Source organism: Draconibacterium sp., from assembly GCF_041583095.1.
Lineage (GTDB): Bacteria > Bacteroidota > Bacteroidia > Bacteroidales > Prolixibacteraceae > Draconibacterium.
In genome coordinates this window covers 1-25,466 of record NZ_JBFHGM010000016.1, presented here as the reverse complement: position 1 = coordinate 25,466, position 25,466 = coordinate 1, and the positions used below count along the sequence as shown (strand labels likewise).

Below are 25,466 nucleotides of genomic sequence, written 5' to 3'. Positions count from 1 at the left end.
CATTGTCCCAAAAAATCAATTTCAAAATGAATACTTTAAAACGTGTATTATTAGGAGTGCTTGGCTTCCTTGTTCTTGCTGTTGTTGTTGGCTTTGCGGTGTTGCAGAATGTTAAAACTTCGGCAGTGCCTGATTATAACGAAAGCCTGAAACTGGAAGGACTCAGTGAGCCGGTTTCCATATTTCGCGATGAGCACGCCATTCCGCATATTTACGCCGAAAATGAAGCCGATTTGTACCGTGCTGTGGGTTTTGCGATGGCACAGGACCGGCTGTGGCAAATGGATTTATTGCGCCGCGTAACACAGGGACGACTATCAGAAATATTGGGAAAGGACCAGCTGGAAACCGACCTGATGATGCGTGCACTTCGTATTCAGCAGAAATCGGAAAAGATACTGGCAAGTTCATCGCCTGAAATTGTGGCTGCGCTCGAAGCGTATTCCGATGGTATAAACCAGTACATCCGAAAATATCCGCTGCCTCCCGAGTTTAAAGTATTGCAGTATAAACCGGAGCCTTGGGAACCGGTGCATTGTATAAATCTGATTGGTTACATGTCGTGGGATTTATCCATGGGATGGGGAACCGAATACTATTTGCACCAGTTGCGTGCAGAAGTCTCGGATGAGAAAATTGCTGAGCTGATTCCCGATCTGAAAAACCATAAAACAGCCATTTATCCCGAGTTTGGGAATATTGAGATAGAGGCAGCTGAAACTTTACTATCCGCCACCGAAAATTTAACGGAATTAGGCGCGGAGATTTTTAACGGTAGTAACAACTGGGCGGTCGCCGGTAAAAAAAGCAAAACCGGAATGCCGCTTTTGGCTAACGACATGCATTTGGGTTTGTTTGCTCCGGGAATCTGGTACCAGATGCACCAGGTTGTTGAGGGGAAAATGAATGTAACCGGCCTTGTGGTTCCCGGGCAGCCTTTTGTGATTTGTGGCCACAACGACAGCATTGCCTGGGGAATGACCAACGTTATGGTAGACGATCTCGATTTTTATGCCGAGAAATTAAACGAAGATTCAACAAAATACTGGTTCGACGGAGCCTGGCACGATCTCAACATTAATAAGGAAACCATTAAAACCAAAGAGGGCGAGGAGTTTGAAGAGGAACTGAAGTTTACCCACCGCGGCCCCATGGTGAATCGTTTTAAAAAGGAAAAAGAAACGCCACTTTCTATTCGCTGGCTGGGCAATGAAATGAGCAACGAGATTCGCACCGTTTTTCTGTTGAACCGTGCCAACAACTGGAGCGATTTCCGCAGTGCTGTAAGCACGTTTAAATCGGTGAGCCAAAATGTGGTTTATGCTGATGTGAAAGGAAATATTGGTTTACAATGCAGCGCCGGAATACCCATTCGCGCCGGTTCGGGTATTCAAATTTATCCGGGCGACAGCAGTAAATACGACTGGCAGGGAATGGTTCCATTCGAGGAACTGCCTTACGAGTTTAATCCGGAAAGAGGCTACGTGTCGTCGGCCAACAACAAAACGGCGCCCGACGATTATCCGTATTACATCAGTCACTGGTTTGCAACACCAAGCCGGATCGACCGGATTAGAGAAATGCTGGAAGAAAAGGAAAAGCTGGGAATCGATGATTTTAAAGCGATGCATAGCGACTGGAAATCGAAAACGGCAGAGCAGATGACAACGGTTTTTGTTGAGTCGTTACAAAAGCAAGCGGATTTTAATGAAACAGAAAAAGCGGCTTTCAATAAATTAGAAAGTTGGGATTATAACCTTACACGTGAGAGTCAGGCAGCCTCCATTTTTGAAATTCTGTACCGAAAATCGATGGAGAATCTGGTTAAAGATGAGTTGTCGCCTGAGTTATTCCAGGGAATGTTAGGACAGAAAATGTTACTGGAAAACCTGATGATAAACCTGCTGGCTGAAGGACAATCGCAATGGACCGACAATGTTTTGACCGATAAAAAAGAAACTTTTGATGATATTATTGCCCAATCGTTCAGGGAAACCGTTACCGACCTGACCATCCAATTTGGATCGGATATTGAACAATGGAAGTGGGGCAGCATTCATACAATCACCTTAAAACATCCGCTTGGTGTTGTTTCGGTTTTGGATAGAGCGCTAAAACTTAACCGCGGGCCTTTTGAAGTTCCCGGAAGTTTTCATACGGTATGCCCGTATTCGTATTCGTATAAAAAATTGTATGAAACCGTGCACGGCGCATCACACCGACATATTTTCAGCACAGCTAACTGGGACGATTCACAGACCGTTATTCCAACCGGAACCAGTGGTATTCCGGCCAGCGATTTCTACCTCGATCAAACCGAGAAGTATCTCGGTAACGACTATCATCCGGATCTGTTTTCAAAACAAAACGTGGGAAATAACGCCCGTTTTGAAATGCAATTAAAACCGGAATAATGCCGCTTACCCCCAACCCCTAAAGGGGAGCTAGTCCCCTTCAGGGGATTTAGGGGCAAGTTCAATTTGCTTTTTGTGATAAACTAAGTTCTTATTCTGTTTGTTCCCTTTAAAAAATAAGCGCAGCGTTATGAGCAAAACTTCACCGGCACCAATTTATGTTGTATCAGGCGGAACAGGAATCGCCGGTAACAACCTGGTTCAGGCCTTATTGATTCAGTACCCTGAAAACAAAATTCCGGTTGAGATAATCGGAAGAGTGACCACCGAAGACGAAGTTTTCGATATTATCATGAAAGCGAAGGCCGATAACGGACTGATTGCTCATACGATGGTTAACCCTGACCTGCGACACAAAATCAATGAGCTGGGAGCAGAGTTTAAGGTTCGCGTGATTGATTTAATGGGTGAACTGGCCAACTATTTGGACGATACGCTTGATGTAGAGCCAATGGTGCATCCGGGCTTATACCGCGAAATTAATCACCAGTATTTCGATCGGATCGATTCAATCGAATTTACGCTGTCGCAAGACGACGGGATGAGCCCCGCGCGTTTACGTAATGCCGAAATTATTTTAACCGGTGTTTCGCGTGCCGGAAAAACTCCGCTTAGTGTTTACCTGGCCATGTACGGATGGAAAGTGGCAAATGTGCCGCTGGTGCCGGGGGTTCCACCGCCCGATGAGCTGTTTCAGGTGGATCCTAACCGTGTGTTTGGGTTACATATTGGTGCCAACCAGTTAATTGCACATCGTCAGAAAAGAATTGCAAGTTGGGATAATCACCATGTTGAATCATACGTCGATCAACGTGCCGTACGCGAAGAGATTCGGAAAGCCATGTTTATTTTCGATCGGGGAGGATTTACGGTCATCAACGTTTCCAACAAACCTATTGAAAGTACGGCCAACGAAATTTTGTCGTACATGTCGAAACGATTTTCATATCGTGGGCGAAAACTGGTGTCGCCTTACAGTGGTCCGGTTGAACCGGGGCAGGAATAAAAGGGCAAACTACCGGGATAACAACCTAGAATAATTACCCTCTGTAAAGTTTCAGGCAACAGCTGTGCAGGTTTTTTCAATTAAATGTGTCAAATGTTTATAACGGTTTTTGTAATTGTTAACTATGGCTCATAAATAATTTTACTGCCATTTGTTAAACAAAATGCGAAAGTCTTTGTAATTTAATACACAAGAACTTGATTGTAAATTCAAAAAACCATGATAAGACTAACAAAATTCAGTTTGGTTTTCTTGTTATTTCTGGCTGGTAACGTTTACGCACAAGACGAGTTGTTAACTATTCAACAGGCCGTAGAACAGGCTGTCTCTAACAATGCCGGGCTTAACCAGATGCGGGCGCTTCTGGTTCAAAAAGAAAACGAGTGGAGAATCAACACGGGTGTTTCAGCTCCCGAAATCAGTTATTTTAAAGAAGGTATCAGCGATGATCCAACGGCACCGTTTGCCGAAAAGCGTGTGGCCATTACACAGGAAGTGGATTTTCCCTTAAGGTCGGTTTATCGCGTTAAAGCTTTGAAGCAGGAAGTGGAGGCGCAACAAAATGTTATTGTTGCTAAAGAGAAGGAAATCAGTTCTCAGGTAAAAAGTAAATACATTGAAGTGGTGTATGCCCTTTATCTGCAGCGCTCGCGCGAAAATCAATTAAATCTTGCACAAGACCTGTATAATGCAGTATACACCAAGTTTGAAACGGGATTGGGAAACGGTATCGATTTGGCAAATGCCGAAATTCAGCTGGATGAAGCCCGCAATGATCTCGACCAGAGTGAGTGGATTTTGCACCAGGCGCGATACGGACTTTTTAATGTGATAGGATTGCCTGTTGAAGAGCAGAAGTACAGTATTCAGTTTGCCGACACGCTTTATGCCACCGACATCGATATTTCGCAAATTCAGGCACTGGCAGTTCAGGAAGAGCAGCCTGCTTACCGTGCTTCGATGAATATGCTGAATGCTTCCGATTATTTTCTGAAAGAAGCCAAAAGCAACATTCTGCCCGATGTTCGGTTTAGCCTCTACAAACAGGATTACGGAACCGGCTATGATTTTAACGGTTTCGAGATTGGTTTGAGCATTCCTATTTGGTATCCGTTCGATCAGAAAGGAAAGATACAAATGGCCACCGCCCGAAAGGAGGAGCTGCTCTGGAACCAAAAGGAAATCCGCCTGAACATGAAAAAGGAAATTGAATATGCCTGGCACAATTATTCGGTGAGCCGGTCGATCGTAAATCGTTATCACGATTCGATGCAGGAACGTTCATCGAAACTCCAGAGAATGTCGTTACGAGCCTACCAACTGGGCGAAATCGACCTTCTCGAACTATTAAATGCGCAACAGATTTACTTAAAAAGTGAGCAGCGTTATTTAACTGCCCTCCGCGATTATTATATGCAACTGGCTGCCCTGGAGCAGTACCTTAATCAGGAATTAATCTATTAGAAATACACAAGTAAAACAATATTAATCACATGAAATCCAAATTTATTCACCTCGGAATTGTAATGATCCTTTTCTCATTTGCAGCCTGCAATTCAGGAAATGAGCCGAAAAAGGAAGTAGTTGTTGAAACCGATGTTCCGCCATCGTTAAAGGATGATGCGGAAAAAACAATGCTGATTAAGTTGTCGGATAAAGAGCGCAACGAACTTTCGATAAAAACGGAAGTGATAAAAAGCGAATTTGTCGATCATCAGATTTTGGCACCGGGAGTTGTTTTTCCATCGCCCGGACATTCCAGTATTATCAGTACGCCAATTAACGGACAGGTAACTGCCATTAAAGTTTACGAAGGCAGTTGGGTGAATAAAGGGCAGGAATTGTTTCGTATTCAAAGTCTGGAATACGGGAACCTGATTTCGGAATATTTGCAGGCTTATGCGCAGGAAGCGTTTCAGAAAAGCCGACTGGCGCGTTTAGAGCAACTGGTTGAAGAACGTATTAGTTCTACCAGTGAATTGGAGCAGGCAACTGCAGAATATCAGCGGGCGTCGGCGTCGTTAAAATCGGCCTACGCCAAGTTACGGGCCGTTGGGGTTCCTGATTCGGAGATTGCACAACTTTCAAACTCGGGTAATTTTGAACCGACACTAAAAATAGTAGCGCCAATAAATGGTGTAATTGAGAAGAATTTTGTGGAGCTGGGGCAATCGGTAAATGCGCTGGAAAACCTTTCCCGCGTGCTCGACACCCACGAAGTACTGATTCGGGGCTATGTTTCGCCGGGAGATGCCTTGCTGGTAGAACCGGGTAATGCGGTTGATATTTCGAAACGCGAGCAGGAAGATGTTACGATAAAAGGGAAAATTACTTCGGTGAATCCGGGGCTTGACGAAACCAGCCGCTCAGTGGTGGTAAATATTATCATTCCATCGGAAGATGGCTGGCCAAAACCGGGGGAGAACCTGCGGTTGGCAATTACTTCCGAATCGCAAAAAGAAACAGTGGCTATTCTGTTACAAGCGCTTACTTATGATGGCGACCAGCCCATTGTATTTGTGAAAAATGATGGCAATACCTTTGAACGCCGACCCATTGAAGTGGATCAAATAAAAGGCGATTTTGTGTTTGTTGCCTCGGGGCTTAGCGCCGGCGAAGAAGTGGCTGTTACCAAAGTTTTTAGCTTAAAAGCGCTTTCGCGTTTCGATATCATTTCTGAAGAATAAAACCTTAAAAATCCTCGGCTGATGCTTCAAAATATAATTTCATTTAGTGTTCGTCAAAAATACGTAGCCTTGTCATTGGTGGTGCTAATGGCTATTGCCGGCTATTTTTCGTTGATAAACCTTCCCATTAACTCGCAGCCGGATGTAACGCCGGTGCAGGTTTTGGTAATTACAAAAGCCGGTAGGTATTCTCCCTTCGATGTGGAGAAGCTGGTAAGTTATCCGATAGAAACGGCTATGAACGGTTTGCCTGATGTGGCGGAGGTTCGCTCGATTTCGCAATTCGGACTGTCGGCAGTTACCGTTGAATTTGATGAGGGAACAGATATTTATTTTGCCCGGCAGATCGTGAGTCAGCGGCTGCAATCCATTGTTGATGAATTGCCGCCGGGAGTGTCAAGCCCTTCGCTGGGGCCGATTTCAACAGCACTTGGCGAGATTTACCAATATGTGGTAAAAGGTGAAAATTACTCACTGTCGGAACTGCGTGAGATTCAGGATTGGTTGATCGCCCCGCAACTAAAAATTGTACGGGGAGTAACGGAAATCAATTCGTTTGGTGGATTTGTGAAACAGTACAATGTCATTATTCAACCGGGTTTGTTGCGCACTTATAGTATCGGTATTTCTGAAGTAATGGATGCCATTGCACAAAACAACAGTGTGTCGGGCGGAAATTATATACAGCATAATGGAGAGCAGTATATAATTCGTGGAGTCGGGCAGATCACCAGTATGGATGATGTGCGGAATATCATCGTAAAAAACATTAACAACAAACCCATTTTTATAAAAGACATCGCAAATGTTGTTGAAGGAAAGCAGATCAGGCAGGGTGGGGTTACCAAAGACGGGAAAGGCGAGGTAATTACCGGAATTGTGATGATGTTGCGTGGTGGAAACGGCCGCGAAGTTATCTCCGAGATCGAAGATAAAATTGATGAAATAAACCGGAGTCTGCCGGAAGGTGTAAGCGTTGAAAAATTTTACGATCAGTCGGATTTGATAAAAAGAACGACGTCAACTATTTCTACCAACCTTATGGAAGGTGGATTTTTGGTAATTGTAGTATTGCTTTTATTGCTTGGCGAGATTTCCGGAGCATTGATTGTTGCCATGGTAATCCCGTTCTCGATGTTGTTCGCATTTATCGGAATGCGCGAGTTTGGGCTGGCTGCCAACCTGATGAGTTTGGGAGCAATCGACTTTGGAATGGTAGTAGACGGTTCGGTGGTAATGGTGGAAAACATTGTTCACGATCTGCAAAAGAACAAGAAAGAGTCGAAAGACGAGATTATTCGTAAAGCCGCAAATCATGTAGTGCGCCCGATCTTTTTCGGGGTGCTTATTATTCTGATGGTTTATGTACCGATTATGACATTTAGTGGCATGGAAGGTATTCTGTTCCGTCCGATGGCAATAACCGTTGCTGCTGCAGTGTTTGGTTCGTTGTTACTGGCACTTATTTTTGTTCCGGCCATGTCGGCCGTTGTATTTCGGAAAAAGGTAAAAGTACGCCGAAACTATGTGATTGAATGGATGCGGCCGCGTTATCAAAAGGGGCTGGAAAAGAACATGAACAAGATATGGTTCATTGGGTCTTCCGCTTTGGCAATCTTTGTGGTATCGATATTTTTAATGACACGTTTGGGGACGGAATTCTTGCCGGAGCTCGACGAAGGTTCTATTCTGATCGAACAGGTTCGGATGCCCTCGGTAACGCTTGAAGAATCGATGGAAAATGCCGATTGGCTGGCCGGAAAGATCATGGAGAATATTCCGGAAGTTGAAACTGTGGTGCCCAAAACCGGTCGTTCCGATTTGGCTAACGACTGGATGGGAGTTCACCAAACCGATGTGTGGGTGGTACTAAAACCCATTGAAGAATGGACGAAAGGCGTAACAAAAGAAGATATTATAAGAAGGATAGAGCCTTATTTGCAAACTGAACCCGGTTTGGCCTATAACTTTACCCAGCCAATTGCCATGCGTGTTGATGAATTAACCAGTGGCGTAAAATCCGACCTGGCAGTAAAAATTTATGGCGAGGATTTAGATGTGCTCGATGAAATTGGCGAGAATATTTCCGCATTGCTTTCCGGCTTGCCGGGTACCGATAATTACTATGTGGAACAATCAGCCGGACAGCCCTACTTAACCGTAAATATCGATCGGGAAGCGGTGGCGTCGTTTGGTTTGAATGTGGACGATGTGCAGAAAGTAGTGGAGGCCGGTATTGGCGGACAGGAAGCCGGTCAGTTGTACGAAGGGCAACGACATTTTGGAATTGTGGTACGCTATCCCGAAAATATACGTGACCAGATACCTAAAATTGCAGAGGCTCCGGTGCATCTGCCGGGTGGTGGTTATATTCCCTTAAAGCGTGTGGCAAATATTGAATTGCAGGAAGGGCCGCGCGAGATTCAGCGCGAAAATGGCTGGCGAAGATTAATCGTTGGGATCAACATAAAAGATGTTGACCTGGGAACCTACGTTTCGCAACTGCAGGAGCAGATAGATAAAAGTGCCAGTATCCCGTCAGGCTATTTTATTGATTACGGCGGAACCTTCGAAAATCAGCGCCGTGCCATGCGTCATTTAATGCTGGTAGTGCCGCTATCAATCTTTATTATTATTGGTTTAATGTACCTGAACTTCGGAAAAATGCGATACGCATTGCTGATCTTACTGAACTTACCTTTTGCCTTGTCAGGAGGAGTGTTCCTGCTGTGGGTACGAGGTATGTATCTATCGGTAACGGCAAGTATTGGATTTGTAGCTCTGTTTGGAGTTGCGGTGCTCAATGGTATAGTGCTGGTCGATCATATAAACATGCTGAGGAAAGAGAAAAAAGGCGACCTTAAAAAGCTGGTCATCGAAGGATCGGTCGATCGTTTGCGTCCGGTGTTGATGACGGCCCTGGTAGCGAGTTTGGGTTTTATTCCGATGGCGTTTAACACGGGGCCGGGTTCGGAAGTGCAACGTCCGCTGGCAACAGTGGTAATTGGAGGATTGGTAACCTCTACATTTTTAACGCTTATGGTTCTGCCAATCGCGTATTATTGGATTGAACGTAAAAAGGATCAGGGGAAAGAGGCGTAGCCGGCGCAAAACGGTGATGGTCTCACTCAAGGTGAGGCTATCACTAGATTGAGTTAATTTATTCAGCCCTTAAAAGTTTTAAAAACTATTAAGGGCTTTTAATTTTATTGGAACAACCGCGCAAGTTTTCCAAAGCTTCTGTGTCATACCTTAAATTATAAACAAAGACATAAATTAAAAAAGATATGAAACGAGCATGATAAAGATTGTCTCAAATAGGCAGTTATAAAAACATGCGCGTTCCATCTTATTCCTTTAATAACAAACAATTTTAATAAGATGAAAACAAAGTTTAGCTGGCGTGCCTTTATCAGTTTTGGTTTAACCTGGGGAATTTTAGTGATCCTGGTTTCGGGAGTAATTTTGTATGTAGCTCCCCCGGGACGTTACGCCCACTGGGTAAACTGGGAGCTGGCAGGTTTATCAAAAGAAGGCTGGCAGGCCATACATACCCTGTTTTCGCTGGCGTTTATTGTGCTTTCCATATTTCACCTGTTTTCGGTAAACTGGAAATCTTTTGTTTCCTATCTTAAATCGAGGAGCACAAAAGGATTCAATAAGAAAAGGGAACTCATTTTTTCTATTGTAGTGGTGCTGGTATTCTTTTTCGGTACTGTTTTTTCCATTCCGCCTTTTCAAACCGTTATGGAATTAGGCGAATCGGCCACCAACTCGTGGGAGAAAACCGAAGAGCGGGCGCCCGTTCCTCATGCCGAGTTATTAACGCTTACCGAACTGGCTCACCAGCTGGATATGGAGTCGGTTGACGAGGTGACCCGAAAACTCGACAGTCATAAAATTGCTTACAACGATATTCATACCCAAAGTTTGCAGCAAATTGCAGAAGCAAATAATTCAACTCCACTGGAGATTTATGAGATCATCGTAAAGAAACCGGCAAACGAAGGCCAGGGAATGGGCGTTGGACGAAAAACCATCGAGGATTTCTCGAAAGAACTGAATAAGACTACCGATGAGTTGATGCAAATTCTGGAAGAGAACAACATCGAAGCGAAACCGACCGAAACGTTGCGCACAATTGGGGAGAATAATGGTCTTCCACCACGCGATGTTTACAAACTACTTTCTGAATAATTACCAGTACATTTACATAGCGGTTTTTTTCGAATCAGAATGTCCGACACCGATATAATTGAACAATTAAAACAGGGAAGCGAAGCAGCTTTTAAAAAGCTGGTCGGCACGCATCAGAAACTGGTGGTGAATACCTGCTATGGTTTGGTGCAGAACCGCGAAGATGCTGAAGATATTGCGCAGGATGTTTTTGTTGAGGTGTACAGGAACATCGATAAATTCAGGGCCGATGCAAAACTCTCGACCTGGTTGTACCGTATTGCGGTTAACCGCTCGTTAAACCACATCCGCGATAACAAAAAACGCAAGTGGTTTCATTCGATCGACGATGAGGTGGCGGCGAAAAACAGGGAAGTAATGCAGGTGAGTACCTCAAATACCGACGAGCCGGAATACGACCTGGAAAACCAACAGCGGGCAATAATTTTAAAAGAGGCAATTAACAGTTTGCCGCCAAATCAGAAAGTGGCGTTTACCTTAAGCAAATACGAGGAACTGTCGTACCAGGAAATTGCAGAGGTGATGGATCTCTCGGTTTCGTCGGTTGAGTCATTGTTGTTCAGGGCCAAAAAAGGCCTGCAGAAAAAATTATACAAGTGCTACAAAAAAAAGTGCATGTAAAGCGCAAGTTTTTAAAAATGAACGTGTCATACTAATAACCGTAAAAAATGATGAAGTGTAATACCGTACATAACAAGTTGATTTTTTTCCTCGAAAAGGAGCTGCCGGTTTCCGAAATGAAACAGGTGCAACAACACCTTGACGAATGTTCGGAGTGTGCTCGTTTTGCTGCGGAAATGAAAAATACACTCCAAATTCTGGAAAGCGATAAACTAACAGATGAAAATCCGTTCTTTTATACCCGGGTAAAAGCACGACTTGAAAAACAGGAGGAAAAACAACCTGCTGCACGTCCGGTTTTGCTTCGTATTTTACAGCCGGTGGCATTTTCAATCATCTTGTTATTGGGAATATACGGCGGTTTTAAATTAGGAGAAGCACCTAAGATAACTACTGCCGACACCAGTTTGAGCGAACAGGAAATGGTGCCTTACTGGAACGAACTGGACGCCGAGCCAATTGAATCATTTTTAATGGAATAACAAATGGCAACAAAAAATACATATCGCATATTAATCTGGGTAGTTGTAATTCTGGCAGCCACAAACCTGTCGATGGGAATTTCGTTTTGGTACCACAAACAACAGGATAAAAAAGCTGCAGGAGAACAACAGCATCAGGTTCAGATGCCTTCGGAACAACGGACGCGTTTTTTCCGCGAACAGCTGAACCTGCAACCCGACCAGGTCGACTATTTTAGGGAATTGAACAGAAACTATAACCGGAGTGCACGCCGGATATCGGATCAGCTCGCTTTACTTCGGGTTGAAATGGTGGAGGAAATGGGAAAAGCCGAGACCGACACCACAAAACTACATGCTATTTCAAGCGAAATCGGAGAGATGCACAAAACCTTAAAGGATTTGACCGTAGATTATTATCTCGATATGAAAGCAGTTTGTAATGCGGATCAACAGGAGAAACTTAAAGAGGTTTTTCTATCGATGACAAAATCTAAAGAAGACATTTCGTTGCCTCAACGTGGCGGCCGACGCTACGGGCGGCAAAACAGAGAGTAAATAACAATTTAAAATTTTAATAAAATGAAAACTAGCAAGTTAATTAACGTTGCCTGGGTGTTCTTTGCCCTGGTGTTAACAACAACAAGCGTATTTGCACAACGCGGAAGAAGTGCAAACGCAGTACAAAACAATCAGAATCTTCCTTGTCTGACTCAAATTTCTGACCTGAGCGAAAAACAGAAAACAAGTATTCAGGAACTTGAAGCCAGTCACCAAAAAACGATGACTGAATTACGAGAACAAAGGCGTTCAACAGTAAATGCTGTTGAGAAAAGCGAAATCAGAACCGAAATGCTAAAAAATGTAGAGGCGCACCGTAACGCGGTGAAATCGCTTTTAACCGAAGAGCAGCAAACTCAATACAAGCAGCTTCAGGCTTTTGCCGGTTATGGCCGAAATCAAGGTTATGGGCAAGGCCGGGGAAATGGCAACTTTAACCGTCAGGGCCGTGGTAACGGTAATGCAGGTTTCCGTGCACAAGGTAACGGATGTGGAAACCGGGTTTATGCCCGGGGTCAGGGTCAGGGCCGAGGCAATAAGAACGGGAACCAGGGACGACGTGGAAATTGTATCAGATTGAATAACTAATCGCATTCTGCCGTATGGATGATGATTAATAAACTTTAAAAATTTTGAAAGATGAAAACAAAAATTGTATTTGGATTAGTGGCAGTAATGGCAATGCTTTTTAATGCCTGTTCAGAGTCGGCAAGCGATGTTGTAGATGAAGAGATTTTGATGAGTGAAGAAATGAAAAGTTCGGAAATGGCAGCCTTGTTGGGCGACAGCTGTAATTTCTCAGTGGGCTTAAACGATGACGAAATTGAAGGACTATTGCTGATGCGCGAAGAGGAGAAGTTTGCGCACGATGTTTATGTAACGTTTTATGCAACTCATGGTCTTCCGGTATTTAATAATATCTCGAAAAGCGAAACAGCACATACATCAGCGATTTTGTATTTAATTAATGGTTTCGGACTGGAGGATCCTTACATAGAAGGTGTAGGAAATTATACGAACGAAACATTTACATCGCTTTTTGCACAACTAACCGGCCAGGGAAATGGAAGCGTGGAAGAGGCACTGAAAGTCGGTGCATTTATCGAAGAATACGATATTGCCGATTTGGAGGAATTGATTGAATCAACAGAAAATGAAACGCTAAAGCGGGTTTATGGTAACCTGTTGCGTGGATCTACATTTCACCTGAGAGCTTTTTCCGCTGTTTTAAACGGAATGGGCGAGAGCTATACACCAACAGTTATCTCGCAGGAAGAATATGGAGAAATTCTAAGTGGTAATTCGGACGACGACAATAGCGACAACAGCAGCATATTTGTTCCCGGAACCGGTGTTTGCGACGGAACCGGGCCTGATTTCTGACACAGGGACGATGAAAACTTCATAAAAAAGATTTATGAAATTGGGAGAGCTCCGGATTTTAATCCGGGGCTTTTTTTTGCACAAGTTTTTCGTATTTCCGGTGTCAAAACAGTAACTAAAAATACTTAAAGATGAAGACATTAAAGTTTAATTCAGCACTAATGTTGCTTACGCTTTTTACAGGCCTTAACTATTCATTTGCAAATCCTTTAACCGAAAACGAAAAGGCAGGATTACAGTTAATGCGTGAAGAAGAAAAGCTCGCCCACGATGTTTACACCGTACTTTTCGAGAAATGGCAATTGCTACCATTTAGTAATATTACCCGCAGCGAATCCCGCCATTTTGAGGCAATAGGTTATCTGCTTGAAACTTATAACCTGGAAGATCCGGCTTATGAAGAACCCGGAAAATTCAGGAATAAAGAATTGGCAGAATTGTATGATTCGCTTGTTGCAAAAGGCGCAGAATCGTTGGTGGCGGCACTCGAGGTTGGGGCTTTTATCGAAGAAGTGGATATTAAAGATTTGCAGGAGCTGCTTGAAGCAAAACCTGAAGCCCAAATCGCAACAGTTTACGAAAACCTGCTGCGGGGTTCTGAAAATCATATTCGGGCATTCACCCGCAACTTATCGTTTCGCGATCAGGTGTATACTCCTAAAGTTTTATCGGTAGCAGCTTACGCTGAAATTGTCGGGATTAATCAACAACCCGCTTGTAACGGAAAAAGAATGAGACAAAGAGCTTGCGGCACACGTAACAATGGTGGTGCCAAATGCAGAAATAGGTAAACAGCGAACCGAAAACAAGTAGCAGTTGATTTTACCTGCTTACCGGTTTTCGGGCTGATATTTTTACATAAACAATCCTGTTTTTAATTTCAGATTAATGGTTAAAACACTGAAATTTTATTGCAGCTACTTTATTTACTATAAACTTCTATTTTATTGGATTTTGATTTGAGTACATAGATTTGAGTATTGAGAAGCTTATTCGTGTCTATTTTTCTCTCACTACTCATTACTTTATACTCCTATCCTATGCACTGTTCATTTTGAATTTCATTCAATTTTAGACCCATATACTTCCAGTACATAGTGGTTTACTTAATAAGCATCAATCCCTCGTTGGCCGAAGCATCGTTGGGACTGTATAGTTTAACTTTGTTGAAAAGTACTTTTGCCTGGTTGTAGTTGCCGAGGAAATACGAAGTCCATCCCAGCATAAGCAATCCATCATACCCAAACGGATAGAGGTCGACCACCTTTTTAAACAGTGGATAAGCCTTATTGTAATCCTTTCTTCCATAATAAACCAGCCCGAGCCGGTACATGGCCACTGTGTTATTGGTGTTTATTTCAAGTATTTTATTGTAAAGATCAATAACCTCATCCCATCTCCCCAGCGCAGCCAAAGGAAGAATCAGACCAAAGCGTGATTCTTCGGCATAAGGTTTCAGTTTTTGTGCGTTGGCATAAAAAATAATCGATTCGTCAAAAAGCCCGGCGTTGTAGTTGAGCCAACCCAAACGCAGGTTAATCTCATACGACGATTCATCGTACACTTTCTTTAACGGATCCATTGCCGCTGAAAAGTCGCCGCTTTTTTCAAACTCGTAACTTTTACTGAAAGCGGTCTCCAATTCATCTTGATTCGCCTGCGCAAAAACGCTTGTTGCCGTTGCCGCAAAAAGCAAAAAGGCAAGTAATTTATTTCTTAAAATTTCCATGATATTCCTGCTGTAACTGTATGTTTTATGTAACTGTATTCTCTTTCATTAAAAAGGGTGGCATCCTGGTAAACCCTGTACTTCTCGTTTACATCCTGATTCAGATAGCGCACCACAAACTGGTACTTTTTAGCAAAAGGGAAATAAATACTTCCCATATATTTTCGGGATGAACGACCCGGGAAATTAGCAATAACATAACCGCCCGACTCGATAAAGTTTTCCATTTCCCCATTCAGATAATTGCCATAAAAATGAAGCTGCCCCAACTGAAATCCACCCGATATACCAAAAGTATTGTAGCCAAAACTATTCTCATCATCGCTTTTAAAATAGATACGCGGCGTAAAATAAAGGTTACTGTTCGACAGCGGATACATGGTTAGCCATGCCGAAGCCTGGGTAAATCCCTCGTTGGCAATAGTGGCCAGGTTAATTTCGGCACCCGGCGAAAAGTTACCCCAGTTGGTCCAGGTAGAAGTTGTAAAAATAAAATCGGAAAACCTGTAGCTTGACGAATAAAAAGTATCCGGATCGTAATTGCCCAGAATTAATCCCGATTTCCCCCACATAATATTCATGGAAGGGGAAAAATACCATTTCCCAAGTGTAAAAACAGGATTCAGAAAATACTGATTCTGTTTTACATCGATCTGGAAATTATAACGCGCTCCCCAAAAGAGTTGCTCCATTTTGTCAATTCCTATATGCGTGAGATTATGATTTAGTATTACTCCCGGTGCAATTTGATGACTGTAATCCACCGATTCAAAATGGTAGTTCTTTAAAAAGAAAGCTTCTCCGTAATTCTCCTCAACTTCTAAATCAACATCCATATTACTTCCTAAAAGCTGGTCAAAATCAGGATTCCAGCTATAGCCCCCTTCCAAAGCTATTTGCAGAGGTTTCATTTTCTGAAAATTGATTTTTTGTTGCAGCCCATTGGTAAAGTCCACTGCCATTTTGCTGGCTTCGGTATATCTTCCCGAATACACCAAACTATAATACAGGTACTCCTGCAGCCACTCTAAATTCTGGTCGTTTTCCCAGGCTTTAAAGAACCAGTTGGTGGCCTTCCGGTATTTCCCAAGATTAAACCAGGCGATACCGGTTCGGGCCTGCAGGTTAAAATATTCGATTCCTTTTTCGCAGGCTTTATCGTTAAATTCAATCAGTTCTTTCCACTTTTTTTGCTGAAAAAGCTCGTACGACTTTTTGTCTACTTCGATATAATTCCATTTTTGCTGTGCATTCAACACAGAAAAAACAGCCATAAAAATTATCGCGATTCCAATTCGTTTTGACATGTTATGTTGATCTTTGCTTCGTTAAAATTCACTGAAACTTGTATTATATTTTCCTGCGAAATTTTGATATCTATTTCGTAGGTGTTTACTGTTTTGCCAAAAATCCTTTTGTTTATTTCGGCCTTCATCTCTAAATCTCCCGACGAAAGAATATCGCCGGCATCTTTCATTACAAGCTGATAATCGATGTTCAGGAAGAGATAAAGCGGCGCTACAAAATCCTGAAGGAACTTTAATACCCCTGTAAACATCAGGTTAACCGGTACAGAGTCATTGACTCTGCTATTGGGTAGAAAGCCGATGGGAACCTTAAACAAGGCCACAAAAAACCAGAAAAGCGGCGAATATCTGGTGCCGGTAAAATTGGTGAAATAGTGCAGCTCGTCGTTGTTGTGGAGATAGGCTAATCCATTGTCTTTTTCGCATTTAATAAAAGTGTTGTTGTACACATCGGTTTGCACCAGCCACGAAAAATCGCCGGCCATTTTTCTCCACTTTTCTTTGGGCGAATCAACTTCTACACTAATATTCATCCGTTGTCCGGGAATAAAATGCAGAGCCTTTAAAAGCAGTTCATTCTTTGCCGGATTCACCACAATATCGTCTTTCTTCGGAAACTCAAAATTCTTCTGAGTATAGCCATTGTTTTCTTTCAGCAGATAATTGCCAAAAGGATAATCGAGCGTAACTGAACCAATATAAGGCGTAACCTGAAACTGAAAGTGCAAATGCGGATAAGGCGACCGCCCTGAATTTCCGCAACGGCCCAGCAGTTGACCTTTTTTTACCTGGTCGCCTGCTTTAACTTCCAGCGAGTGATATTTTAAGTGACTGAGTTTGACATACAGGTAGTCGTTGTGTTTTATGATGACTGTATTTCCCCAGTTTTCCTTGGTGTTTACATCGCCGATGATGTTGTCTTCAATATGATTTACGGCTTCAATCACGGTGCCATCAAAAGGTGCGAGCACCGCTTTCCCGAAACAGAAATAATCTTCATGAAAATCGCCTGAACCTTTATATTGTTCCCCGTTTCGATCGGTGATCACAAAATCCCATGCATGACGCCATGCATCTTTATGTGTGTATTCGCCACTGTGTCCCTGGCTGACAGTCCACTCGCCTAAAAACGGTAAAGTTGCCGAAACCGGGTAAGCAGCCGGAAATCGTTTTAAGTTGCCCGTATACAGATAAAGGTTTTTTTCGGGTTTGCCTAACTGCACCGGAGTCTCAAGTAATTTCCGTGGTCGTTTTTCGCGTAGCTTCAGTGCATATAAAAACATTAAAACCACAATATTAAAGGGTAGCGAATAAGCCGATATTTTCAGTAAAATAAATATTTGTTGCGTGCTCGTAGTTACCAGAACCACTGCGGGAAGCATCAAAATAATCCATCCAAAACTTACGCGTCCCGGAACAAGATAATAGCCGCCCAACGCAATGGCAGTTAATATGTAATTAAAGCCAATAAAGGTGTAGCCCAACGAACTGAATTCGATGCCAACCAACTGGTAAAAAAGAAAGGCAACCGAAAAGCCAAGAATGGAAAGCACAAAAGTTATTCGCGAATAAATCAGCAATCCAACTGCAATGACAATGCCTGCGAGCAAGTGACTTTGAAAGAAAATAGCTCCCAGCGAGTGTAAATAAAGCCGGACAAATGAATTAGAAATATGTTTTTCCAGGAAATCGTAAAAATCAACAAAATATTGTCCGCCCAAAGCATACAGTTCGTTGTAGGTAAATATGCCCCGTTCGCTAATATTCAGTGCTGTAAGGTCGCCTCCCGACAAGGCCACGATCCATATTCCGAACAAAAAGGGAATGCTCAGAAAAGGCAAACCGTATTTTCCGAGTACACCCTGAAAAACAATGGTGATAAAAAAGGTAACAACTGCAGCAATAACGATTAGTGCATAAACTTCAAAAGATGGCTGATAAAACAGCCCAACTCCCAGGCCAACAAGCAACGCATTATATCCATATATGCCGGAACTGATCAGGTATTTGTTATAGCCCAAACCATAGGCCAGCAGGTTCGCTACCAGCACTGCCAAAAGGCCACCTATACCGGCACCGTAATCAAAAAAGCTGATAATGATCAACAGCACCGCCAGAAAATTCGAACCTGAAAAAAACACCTGCGAGTAGCTGTTGAGTACCGACTGAACAATTTCTTTTCGTTTTATGGAAGGAAATGTAATCATTTATCTTTTCGGATTTTGTTCCAGACTTGTAAGCGTGTCAAGATTCTCTTTTTTGCGAACAATGTGCATTTTCCCCTCCAAATCGATCATCACCACATTGGGCCTGAAAGTAATAAACTGCATCCACTGTGTCATGTTGTAGGCGCCAACCCGTTCGATAACCAGCTTTTCGCCGGTTTTTACCTGCGGAAAGTTAATGGCATCGCGGATTACATCGATGTTCATACAAAGCGGTCCGTAAATGGTGCTTTCTTCCAGGTGGTTAGACAATTGTCGGGTTGGATAAACCCCAAGATTATACCAAAAGGAGGTAAAAAGCAGGTTTACTCCGGCATCGATTACCATGGTTCGCCGGCCCTGGGTTGATCGTTTGTTGGCCAAAACAGTTGTCAGCAGGTAGCCGGCATCGTCGATCAGTGCGCGGCCGGTTTCCAAAAACAGCACCGGAAGATTTTCATGCGGGATTTCCGAGGAAATCAATGCATTTGAAATGGCTTCGGCATATTCATCAAACGACGGGCAGGTTTCTGTTCCCGGCATGTAAGCACCTTTTAGCGTGTTTTTCGATGCAAATCCGCCACCCAAATCAATATATTTCAGCCAGTAATCGAACTTACGATGCGTTGCCATATAAAGGTTGGCCAGTTTCGATGCTGCAACCGCATAGGCATTTGCCGACATAATGTAGGTGCCGATATGGGTGTGCAGGCCAATCAAATCAAGCTTTTCAGCCAGCATTATGCGGTTGATGGCGTTCCAGGCCTCTCCGTTTTCGTAGTTAAAACCAAAGCGGTCCCAAATGGGGTAAATTCCTGCATCGAGGTTAATACGTATGGCCACCCGTGCTTTTTTATCCAGTTCGCGGGTTACTTTTATCAGCAAATACAGCTCATCAAAATGATCGATATGGATGCAGGCATTGTGTTCGATAGCCAGTTTCAGGTCATCTTCTGATTTTTCGGGGCCGTTAAATAGAATATTCGCCCCGTTCACACCCAGCGAAAGCGCTTTCTCAAATTCGAAAGCAGAAACTACTTCTGCCCAGGCACCTTCGTCGTGAAAAATGCTGCAAACGGCATCGAGATAATTGGTTTTATACGACCACGCAAACTGTACTTTCGGATAGCGGGTTTCAAAAGCCTGTTTGGCTTCGGCAATGGTATTACGCATTGTTTTTTCTGAAAGCACAAATACCGGAGAACCATACTCCTCCATGATCTTTTCAACCGGAATTCCATCGATTTCAGAGATGAACTTTTGTCTGGCAGGCAATCCAAATTTGGAAGGTATGCCAGCTGTGATTTTGCTTATAACGGGTTTATCGTATGCTAATTTTGTCATGATTTCTGAGTTTTATATTTCCTTATTCATTGAAATGGCCGCAAATTTTTCGAGGTCAACAATGGCATCGTACGAATAGCGGACAAACATTTTCCCGGTTTTATATTTTGTCATCGTTTGCACGTCCATTCCGAGAGCAAGTTTGACAAGTGCCTCAGGAATGTTTTGACCGGCACCAACTGCCAGGTAAACCCAGGCCGGAATGCGTGGATTAATCTCGATGAGGTAATATTCGCCTCCATTGGTTTTAATCAACTCGAGTTCCATACCGCCTTTCCATTTTGTTTTTGAAATAATGGAGCGGGTAAGTTCCATCATCCTTTCGTCGGCAAGTGTGATGCCACCCCAGGCTTTCCCTTTATCGGTGATGTACTGTTTACGCATTGGAACGGCGGCAATGGTATTTCCTTTTCCGTCGCCCAGTGCAATTACGTTTACCTCGGTTCCTTTCACAAATTCCTGCGCAATTACCGGAAAGCCCCATTTCGATGAGATCTTATGAAAAGCCTGTTTAACCTGTTCTTCGTTGTGGGCTACATAAGCATCGTAAAACTGGCCCTTTATCATCACCGGGTAATCATATTTATCTTCTAAATCGTTGATCTGCCCCAAAGTGCTCATGTTAATACTTCCCGGCACCTTAATTCCGTATTTTTTGCCAAATTCCTGAAGTTTGTCTTTTTCGCGTTCCTGAAACTGTTTCAGAGTGGGGAGAAAAGTTTGAATTCCCCGGCTTCGCAATCGTTCTTCATTTTTCATAAAAGAAAATAGCTCGGCATCCAGGTTCGGAATCAAAACATCAATTTTCTCCTGAAGGTGAATACTTTCAATTCGTTCTATCAATTCATCTGAACCGGATGAAGGATAAGGTATCTGGAAAATCCGGTCGCACAGGTTTTCCATGTAAATTCCCGGCTCCAGGTTTTCATAGACCAGCCCGATAATGCGGGCATCAAATTCTTCCGACTCTTTAATGCCACGTATAAATGGTACACCGGGCCCCGGATTATCGGTATTGTTTAATCCGGTTACAGCAAGTGTTATCTTCTGCTTGTTCATAACGTTATTTAAAATCCAGCGGATTGTCTTGTGAAATGATCTGATGATGTTTTAGCAACGCGCAGAACTCGTAAAAATCCTTTTCAAACGAAAGGTCATCGATATCGTATTTCTCCAAAATCTGTTCTTTGATCTTTTCGAAATCGTTTCCATTTTCAATATATCTCATAAGTTCAAGACCAAAAGGATTCAGATTGAAAGAATCGCCGGTTCGTGCGTTGAAAACAAAGCCATTATCGCTGATTTTTATTTCCTCTGTAATTTTCATGTTAACGTCTGTATTAAATTATATCATTGATATGACACCGTCGGACTTAAAAACTTGCGGAGGCACTAAATTTTTATTCAAAGCACATTTATCAGGAATTGCAGGGCTTCTGGTTAATTCGGCATAAAGAAGTTGATTGGTATTGTCAGTTTAGTTCACTTAAGTATTAAAAATCGGCTGAAAATGTTTCTTACAGCTACATAATTGCTAATAAAGTATAAATTTGTAAGCTCAAAATTCGAAAAGTTAAAAGGCTGTAAAAAGCTGAACAGACAAATTAAAGGCAGAAAAAATAAACATCATGGCACGTTTGAAAATTAAAGAGATTCTGAAGAATGGAGAAACAGGCAGCGAAGTTGTTGCCAAAGGTTGGGTGAGGACAAAACGCGGAAGTAAAAATGTAAATTTTATTGCGTTGAATGACGGATCTACCATTCATAATCTTCAGGTGGTGGTTGATGTTGAAAGTTTCGATGAAGCACTATTACGCGATATAACAACCGGAGCAGCAATTGCAGTTACCGGAGAATTGGTAGAATCAGCAGGAAGTGGACAGAATGTTGAGCTGAACGCAAAATCAATTGATTTGCTCGGAAAAGCTGATCCTGAAAAATATCCGATTCAACCAAAGAAACACTCGTTGGAGTTCTTGCGCGAAAATGCACACCTGCGTTTCCGGACCAATACTTTTAGTGCAGTTTTTCGTATCCGCCACGCGATGGCATTTGCCATTCATAAATATTTTAACGAAAAAGGATTTAACTACCTGCACACGCCAATTGTAACGGCCAGTGATGCCGAGGGCGCCGGACAGATGTTCCGCGTTTCAACATTGGATGCAAAAAATCCGCCGTTAACCGAAGATGGCGAGGTTGATTACAGCCAGGACTTTTTCGGAAAAGCTACTAACCTAACGGTTTCCGGTCAGTTGGAAGGCGAGTTGGGTGCGTTGGCGCTTGGCGAGATTTATACTTTCGGCCCAACATTCCGTGCCGAGAATTCGAATACAACACGTCACCTGGCCGAGTTCTGGATGATCGAACCTGAAATGGCTTTCTACGATCTGAAAGACAATATGGACCTGGCGGAAGAATTCCTGAAATACTGTATTCAGTATGCTTTGGATAACTGTATGGATGATCTGAAGTTTTTGGCAGACCGTTTACAGCAGGAGGAGAAAAACAAACCACAGGACCAGCGCTCGATGGATTTAATTGAAAAGCTGGAGTTTGTTTTGAAAAACGATTTTATACGTTTGCCATACACCGAGGCCATCGATATTCTGAAAAACTCGAAACCTTATAAAAAGAAAAAATTCCAGTTCCCGGTTGACTGGGGCGTTGACCTACAAAGTGAGCACGAACGCTACCTGGTAGAGAAACACTTTAAGTGTCCGGTAATTCTTATCGATTACCCGAAAGACATTAAAGCGTTCTACATGAAACAGAACGACGACGGTAAAACTGTTGGAGCAATGGATGTATTGTTCCCGGGTATTGGCGAAATTATTGGAGGTTCGCAACGTGAGGAAGACCTTGAAAAGCTGACAAAACGTATGGAGGAAATGGATATCCCTACCGAAGAAATGTGGTGGTATCTTGATACGCGACGTTTTGGTTCGGTAGTGCACAGTGGCTTTGGCCTTGGCTTCGAGCGTCTTATGCTTTTTGTTACCGGAATGGGCAACATCCGCGATGTAATTGCCTTTCCGCGTGCACCTAAAAATGCTGAATTTTGATGGTGTAATTTAGAAAAGCTACTCCGAAAAAAATGTTATTTTTACGGAGGTAACAATTGGGATTATGGAGCAAAAACTAACACTACAACAGAAGCTGCTCCAAAAGTTATCACCTCAGCAAATTCAGGTGATCAAACTTTTGGAAATCCCAACTATGCAACTCGAGCAGCGGATTAAAAAGGAGCTGGAAGAAAATCCGGTTCTGGAACTGGAATCGGATAATCCCTCGTCGGATGTGGACCAAATGGATGATGGCCAGGATAATAATACGGATGTTGACAACGAAGAGTTTTCGATGGACGATTATTACGAAGACGAGGAAATTCCAACCTACAAGTTAAACGTAAATAATTATTCAAAAGACGATAAATACATCGATGTGCCGTTTTCGGTAGGTACAAGTTTCCATGAATTTTTGCATGAACAACTGGGGCTGGCCGATTTGGATGATGAGGAGCAGCAACTTGCCGAATATATTATCGGGAACATTGATGACGACGGATACCTCCGACGTGATTTAATGGCCATCAGCGATGATTTGGCCTTTAATATGAACCTCGATGTTCCGGAGGAAAAACTGGAGAAGATTTTATTGGCTATTCAGGATTTTGATCCTCCCGGAATTGCAGCACGCGATTTACGCGAATGTTTATTGCTGCAACTCGAGCGGAAAGAGGACAAGGGATTTCAATTGGCTAAAACCATTGTAAAAGACTATTTCCCGGAGTTCACAAAAAAGCATTACGATAAAATCAGAACAAAACTGGAGCTTTCGGATGAGGAGCTAAAAAAAGGTATCGACGAGGTACTTAAATTAAATCCAAAACCGGGCAGTTCGTATAGTAATCCTTTAAATAAATCAAATCAGCATATTGTTCCTGATTTTATTCTGGAGCTGGTTGACGGGGAGCTAAGCCTTTCGTTAAACCAGCGTAACGTTCCGGAGCTTAAAATCAACGACACCTATACCGAGATGCTGAGAACCATGAGCCAGAACCAGAAGGCACAAAAAACCGACAAAGAAGCGGTAACTTTTGTGAAACAAAAACTGGATTCGGCAAAATGGTTTATAGATGCCATACACCAGCGGCAAACGACTCTGTTGCTTACCATGTCGGAGATTATCAGCTTTCAGAAAGAGTATTTCCAGGAAGGCGACGAAACAAAACTTCGCCCGATGATTTTAAAAGACATCGCCGAGAGAACCGGGCTCGATATTTCAACCATATCAAGGGTCTCGAACAGTAAATACATTCAAACGCATTTTGGAATTTACCCGCTGAAATATTTCTTTTCCGAAGGTTTGGCAAAAGATGACGGTGAAGAGGTATCAACACGCGAAATCAAAAAAATTCTGCAGGAATGTATCGAAGGCGAGGATAAACGTAAGCCTCTTACCGATGAGAAACTTGCCAAGATACTTAAAGAAAAATCATACAATATTGCGCGAAGAACTGTTGCAAAATATCGCGAGCAGCTGGGAGTACCGGTAGCGCGTTTACGAAAAGAATTATAAGATGTCGGAGAAAATAGCACGAATTATATCTGTAATATTTCACCCGGTATTGATTCCGACCATTGGCATGTTTCTGCTCATGAATTCCGGATTTTATTTCGATTTACTTTTGTGGGAAGCCAAACGTTTTGTGTTGTTGGTAGTGTTTTTTACTACCTGTATTTTGCCTATGCTTTCGGTGGCAGTACTTTCGCTAAATCCCCGTTTTGATATTAATATGCCCGGCAACCGCGACCGTTTAATTCCCTTGTTAAGCGCATCGGTTTTTTACTACCTCGGTTTTATTTTATTACGTAAGGTACAGGCTGTTCCCGAGTTTAAACTGTTTATGCTCGCATCGGTGCTGGTGCTTGTTGTGTTGCTTGTTGTTTCGCTAAAATGGAAGATCAGCAACCACATGGCAGCCATTGGAGGCTTAAGCGGAACCTTGTTTGCACTTTCTTTCCGAAACGGGGTGAACCCGGTTTATTCGGTTTTAATAGTTGTTTTGCTATCGGGATTAATCGGAACTGCACGGCTTATTCTTGGTAAACACGATCTGAAACAGTTGGTGGCCGGTTACGGACTTGGTTTTATTGTACTTTATTTGGTGCTTTATTTTGTGTGATCAAACGATTTCTCTGTAACTCATCATCTATATTTTTATTTTTTTATCAGTCAGTGGTGGTATTTTTTAATCCTTTTTCCTATAGCCGAAAAAGGACTTCCAGTGTGTAGAGACAAAAAAAGGGACTTTAAAAAGCCCCTTTTGTTATAATATCTTCTTTTGTTATTCAACAAATTTGTAACCAATTCCTTTGAGCGTTTTAATGTGCTCGTTGCCGATTTTTTCGCGTAGTTTACGAATATGAACATCGATTGTTCTGTCGCCAACCACAACATTTTCGCCCCAAACCGAATAGTAAATTTCCTCGCGGGTAAATACTTTTCCGGGTTTCGAAACCAAAAGCGACAGCAGTTCAAATTCTTTT

Annotated in this window: 22 protein-coding genes; 15 read left to right on the top strand and 7 right to left on the bottom strand. The window is 42.8% G+C overall.

Going from position 1 to position 25,466, the window contains the following annotated elements:
• Positions 1–26: 26 nt before the first annotated feature.
• From ABZB17_RS02820 to ABZB17_RS02765, 12 genes are all read left to right on the top strand, one after another.
• A complete protein-coding gene (locus ABZB17_RS02820; protein WP_372648001.1) occupies positions 27–2,414 on the top strand; it encodes a penicillin acylase family protein in 2,388 nt (795 codons plus the stop codon).
• Positions 2,415–2,544: 130 nt separating this feature from the next.
• Positions 2,545–3,420: a pyruvate, water dikinase regulatory protein gene (locus ABZB17_RS02815; RefSeq protein ID WP_372648000.1), complete on the top strand. Its 876-nt coding sequence runs from the start codon at positions 2,545–2,547 to the stop codon at positions 3,418–3,420.
• A 219-nt stretch (positions 3,421–3,639) separates the two neighbouring features.
• A complete protein-coding gene (locus ABZB17_RS02810) occupies positions 3,640–4,884 on the top strand; it encodes a TolC family protein (RefSeq protein WP_372647999.1) in 1,245 nt (414 codons plus the stop codon).
• A 29-nt stretch (positions 4,885–4,913) separates the two neighbouring features.
• Positions 4,914–6,107 (top strand): efflux RND transporter periplasmic adaptor subunit, encoded by a 1,194-nt coding sequence (locus ABZB17_RS02805; RefSeq protein ID WP_372647998.1) that lies wholly within the window; start codon positions 4,914–4,916, stop codon positions 6,105–6,107.
• A 21-nt stretch (positions 6,108–6,128) separates the two neighbouring features.
• Positions 6,129–9,209, top strand: a complete 3,081-nt coding sequence (locus ABZB17_RS02800) for an efflux RND transporter permease subunit (RefSeq protein ID WP_372647997.1) — start codon at positions 6,129–6,131, stop codon at positions 9,207–9,209.
• Between the two features lie 279 nt (positions 9,210–9,488).
• Entirely contained in the window at positions 9,489–10,304 is an 816-nt protein-coding gene (locus tag ABZB17_RS02795; protein ID WP_372647996.1) for a DUF4405 domain-containing protein, read from the top strand.
• 39 nt (positions 10,305–10,343) lie between these two features.
• Positions 10,344–10,925, top strand: a complete 582-nt coding sequence (locus ABZB17_RS02790; RefSeq protein ID WP_372647995.1) for an RNA polymerase sigma factor — start codon at positions 10,344–10,346, stop codon at positions 10,923–10,925.
• Positions 10,926–10,972: 47 nt separating this feature from the next.
• On the top strand, positions 10,973–11,407 hold the full coding sequence (locus tag ABZB17_RS02785) for an anti-sigma factor (protein WP_372647994.1): 435 nt from the start codon (positions 10,973–10,975) through the stop codon (positions 11,405–11,407).
• A gap of 3 nt (positions 11,408–11,410) precedes the next feature.
• Positions 11,411–11,944: a Spy/CpxP family protein refolding chaperone gene (locus ABZB17_RS02780; protein ID WP_372647993.1), complete on the top strand. Its 534-nt coding sequence runs from the start codon at positions 11,411–11,413 to the stop codon at positions 11,942–11,944.
• Between the two features lie 24 nt (positions 11,945–11,968).
• Positions 11,969–12,535: a hypothetical protein gene (locus ABZB17_RS02775; RefSeq protein WP_372647992.1), complete on the top strand. Its 567-nt coding sequence runs from the start codon at positions 11,969–11,971 to the stop codon at positions 12,533–12,535.
• 51 nt (positions 12,536–12,586) lie between these two features.
• Positions 12,587–13,330, top strand: coding sequence for a DUF2202 domain-containing protein (locus ABZB17_RS02770; protein ID WP_372647991.1), 744 nt, complete (start codon positions 12,587–12,589; stop codon positions 13,328–13,330).
• A gap of 131 nt (positions 13,331–13,461) precedes the next feature.
• Positions 13,462–14,121 (top strand): DUF2202 domain-containing protein, encoded by a 660-nt coding sequence (locus ABZB17_RS02765; protein ID WP_372647990.1) that lies wholly within the window; start codon positions 13,462–13,464, stop codon positions 14,119–14,121.
• A 311-nt stretch (positions 14,122–14,432) separates the two neighbouring features.
• Here the strand turns inward: ABZB17_RS02765 and ABZB17_RS02760 are convergent, their stop codons facing one another.
• Genes ABZB17_RS02760 through ABZB17_RS02735 form a run of 6 tightly spaced genes read right to left on the bottom strand, consistent with a single transcriptional unit; the run spans position 14,433 to position 21,241 of the window.
• Positions 14,433–15,059 carry a tetratricopeptide repeat protein gene (locus ABZB17_RS02760; protein ID WP_372647989.1) on the bottom strand — a complete coding sequence of 209 codons (627 nt, stop codon included), beginning with the start codon at positions 15,057–15,059 and terminating at the stop codon, positions 14,433–14,435.
• Complete coding sequence (locus ABZB17_RS02755; RefSeq protein ID WP_372647988.1) at positions 15,047–16,366, bottom strand: tetratricopeptide repeat protein; 1,320 nt, start codon at positions 16,364–16,366, stop codon at positions 15,047–15,049. Before ABZB17_RS02755 ends, ABZB17_RS02760 begins: the two co-directional genes overlap by 13 nt.
• Entirely contained in the window at positions 16,339–18,573 is a 2,235-nt protein-coding gene (locus ABZB17_RS02750) for an urea transporter (protein ID WP_372647987.1), read from the bottom strand. Before ABZB17_RS02750 ends, ABZB17_RS02755 begins: the two co-directional genes overlap by 28 nt.
• On the bottom strand, positions 18,574–19,914 hold the full coding sequence (locus ABZB17_RS02745) for an alanine racemase (protein WP_372647986.1): 1,341 nt from the start codon (positions 19,912–19,914) through the stop codon (positions 18,574–18,576).
• A gap of 12 nt (positions 19,915–19,926) precedes the next feature.
• Positions 19,927–20,973, bottom strand: coding sequence for an ATP-grasp domain-containing protein (locus ABZB17_RS02740; RefSeq protein ID WP_372647985.1), 1,047 nt, complete (start codon positions 20,971–20,973; stop codon positions 19,927–19,929).
• A 4-nt stretch (positions 20,974–20,977) separates the two neighbouring features.
• Complete coding sequence (locus ABZB17_RS02735; protein WP_372647984.1) at positions 20,978–21,241, bottom strand: PqqD family protein; 264 nt, start codon at positions 21,239–21,241, stop codon at positions 20,978–20,980.
• A 301-nt stretch (positions 21,242–21,542) separates the two neighbouring features.
• On the opposite strand from ABZB17_RS02735, the gene asnS reads away from it, so the two are divergent.
• From asnS to ABZB17_RS02720, 3 genes are all read left to right on the top strand, one after another.
• Positions 21,543–22,979 (top strand): asparagine--tRNA ligase, encoded by a 1,437-nt coding sequence (asnS, locus tag ABZB17_RS02730; protein WP_372647983.1) that lies wholly within the window; start codon positions 21,543–21,545, stop codon positions 22,977–22,979.
• Positions 22,980–23,043: 64 nt separating this feature from the next.
• Positions 23,044–24,495: an RNA polymerase factor sigma-54 gene (rpoN, locus tag ABZB17_RS02725; protein WP_372647982.1), complete on the top strand. Its 1,452-nt coding sequence runs from the start codon at positions 23,044–23,046 to the stop codon at positions 24,493–24,495.
• 1 nt (position 24,496) lies between these two features.
• Positions 24,497–25,102 carry a phosphatase PAP2 family protein gene (locus tag ABZB17_RS02720; protein WP_372647981.1) on the top strand — a complete coding sequence of 202 codons (606 nt, stop codon included), beginning with the start codon at positions 24,497–24,499 and terminating at the stop codon, positions 25,100–25,102.
• Between the two features lie 162 nt (positions 25,103–25,264).
• Here ABZB17_RS02720 and ABZB17_RS02715 read toward each other — a convergent pair.
• On the bottom strand, positions 25,265–25,466 hold a 202-nt coding region (locus tag ABZB17_RS02715), incomplete at its 5' end, for a winged helix-turn-helix domain-containing protein (protein ID WP_372647980.1).

Coding starts and splice junctions, on each gene's coding strand:
- ABZB17_RS02780 (WP_372647993.1), top strand. CDS start 11,411: ATGGCAACAAAAAATACATATCGCATATTAATCTGGGTAGTTGTAATT.
- ABZB17_RS02775 (WP_372647992.1), top strand. CDS start 11,969: ATGAAAACTAGCAAGTTAATTAACGTTGCCTGGGTGTTCTTTGCCCTG.
- ABZB17_RS02820 (WP_372648001.1), top strand. CDS start 27: ATGAATACTTTAAAACGTGTATTATTAGGAGTGCTTGGCTTCCTTGTT.
- ABZB17_RS02770 (WP_372647991.1), top strand. CDS start 12,587: ATGAAAACAAAAATTGTATTTGGATTAGTGGCAGTAATGGCAATGCTT.
- rpoN (WP_372647982.1), top strand. CDS start 23,044: ATGGAGCAAAAACTAACACTACAACAGAAGCTGCTCCAAAAGTTATCA.
- ABZB17_RS02735 (WP_372647984.1), bottom strand. CDS start 21,241: ATGAAAATTACAGAGGAAATAAAAATCAGCGATAATGGCTTTGTTTTC.
- ABZB17_RS02740 (WP_372647985.1), bottom strand. CDS start 20,973: ATGAACAAGCAGAAGATAACACTTGCTGTAACCGGATTAAACAATACC.
- ABZB17_RS02765 (WP_372647990.1), top strand. CDS start 13,462: ATGAAGACATTAAAGTTTAATTCAGCACTAATGTTGCTTACGCTTTTT.
- ABZB17_RS02800 (WP_372647997.1), top strand. CDS start 6,129: ATGCTTCAAAATATAATTTCATTTAGTGTTCGTCAAAAATACGTAGCC.
- ABZB17_RS02720 (WP_372647981.1), top strand. CDS start 24,497: ATGTCGGAGAAAATAGCACGAATTATATCTGTAATATTTCACCCGGTA.
- asnS (WP_372647983.1), top strand. CDS start 21,543: ATGGCACGTTTGAAAATTAAAGAGATTCTGAAGAATGGAGAAACAGGC.
- ABZB17_RS02785 (WP_372647994.1), top strand. CDS start 10,973: ATGATGAAGTGTAATACCGTACATAACAAGTTGATTTTTTTCCTCGAA.
- ABZB17_RS02805 (WP_372647998.1), top strand. CDS start 4,914: ATGAAATCCAAATTTATTCACCTCGGAATTGTAATGATCCTTTTCTCA.
- ABZB17_RS02750 (WP_372647987.1), bottom strand. CDS start 18,573: ATGATTACATTTCCTTCCATAAAACGAAAAGAAATTGTTCAGTCGGTA.
- ABZB17_RS02760 (WP_372647989.1), bottom strand. CDS start 15,059: ATGGAAATTTTAAGAAATAAATTACTTGCCTTTTTGCTTTTTGCGGCA.
- ABZB17_RS02745 (WP_372647986.1), bottom strand. CDS start 19,914: ATGACAAAATTAGCATACGATAAACCCGTTATAAGCAAAATCACAGCT.
- ABZB17_RS02755 (WP_372647988.1), bottom strand. CDS start 16,366: ATGTCAAAACGAATTGGAATCGCGATAATTTTTATGGCTGTTTTTTCT.
- ABZB17_RS02795 (WP_372647996.1), top strand. CDS start 9,489: ATGAAAACAAAGTTTAGCTGGCGTGCCTTTATCAGTTTTGGTTTAACC.
- ABZB17_RS02790 (WP_372647995.1), top strand. CDS start 10,344: ATGTCCGACACCGATATAATTGAACAATTAAAACAGGGAAGCGAAGCA.
- ABZB17_RS02810 (WP_372647999.1), top strand. CDS start 3,640: ATGATAAGACTAACAAAATTCAGTTTGGTTTTCTTGTTATTTCTGGCT.
- ABZB17_RS02815 (WP_372648000.1), top strand. CDS start 2,545: ATGAGCAAAACTTCACCGGCACCAATTTATGTTGTATCAGGCGGAACA.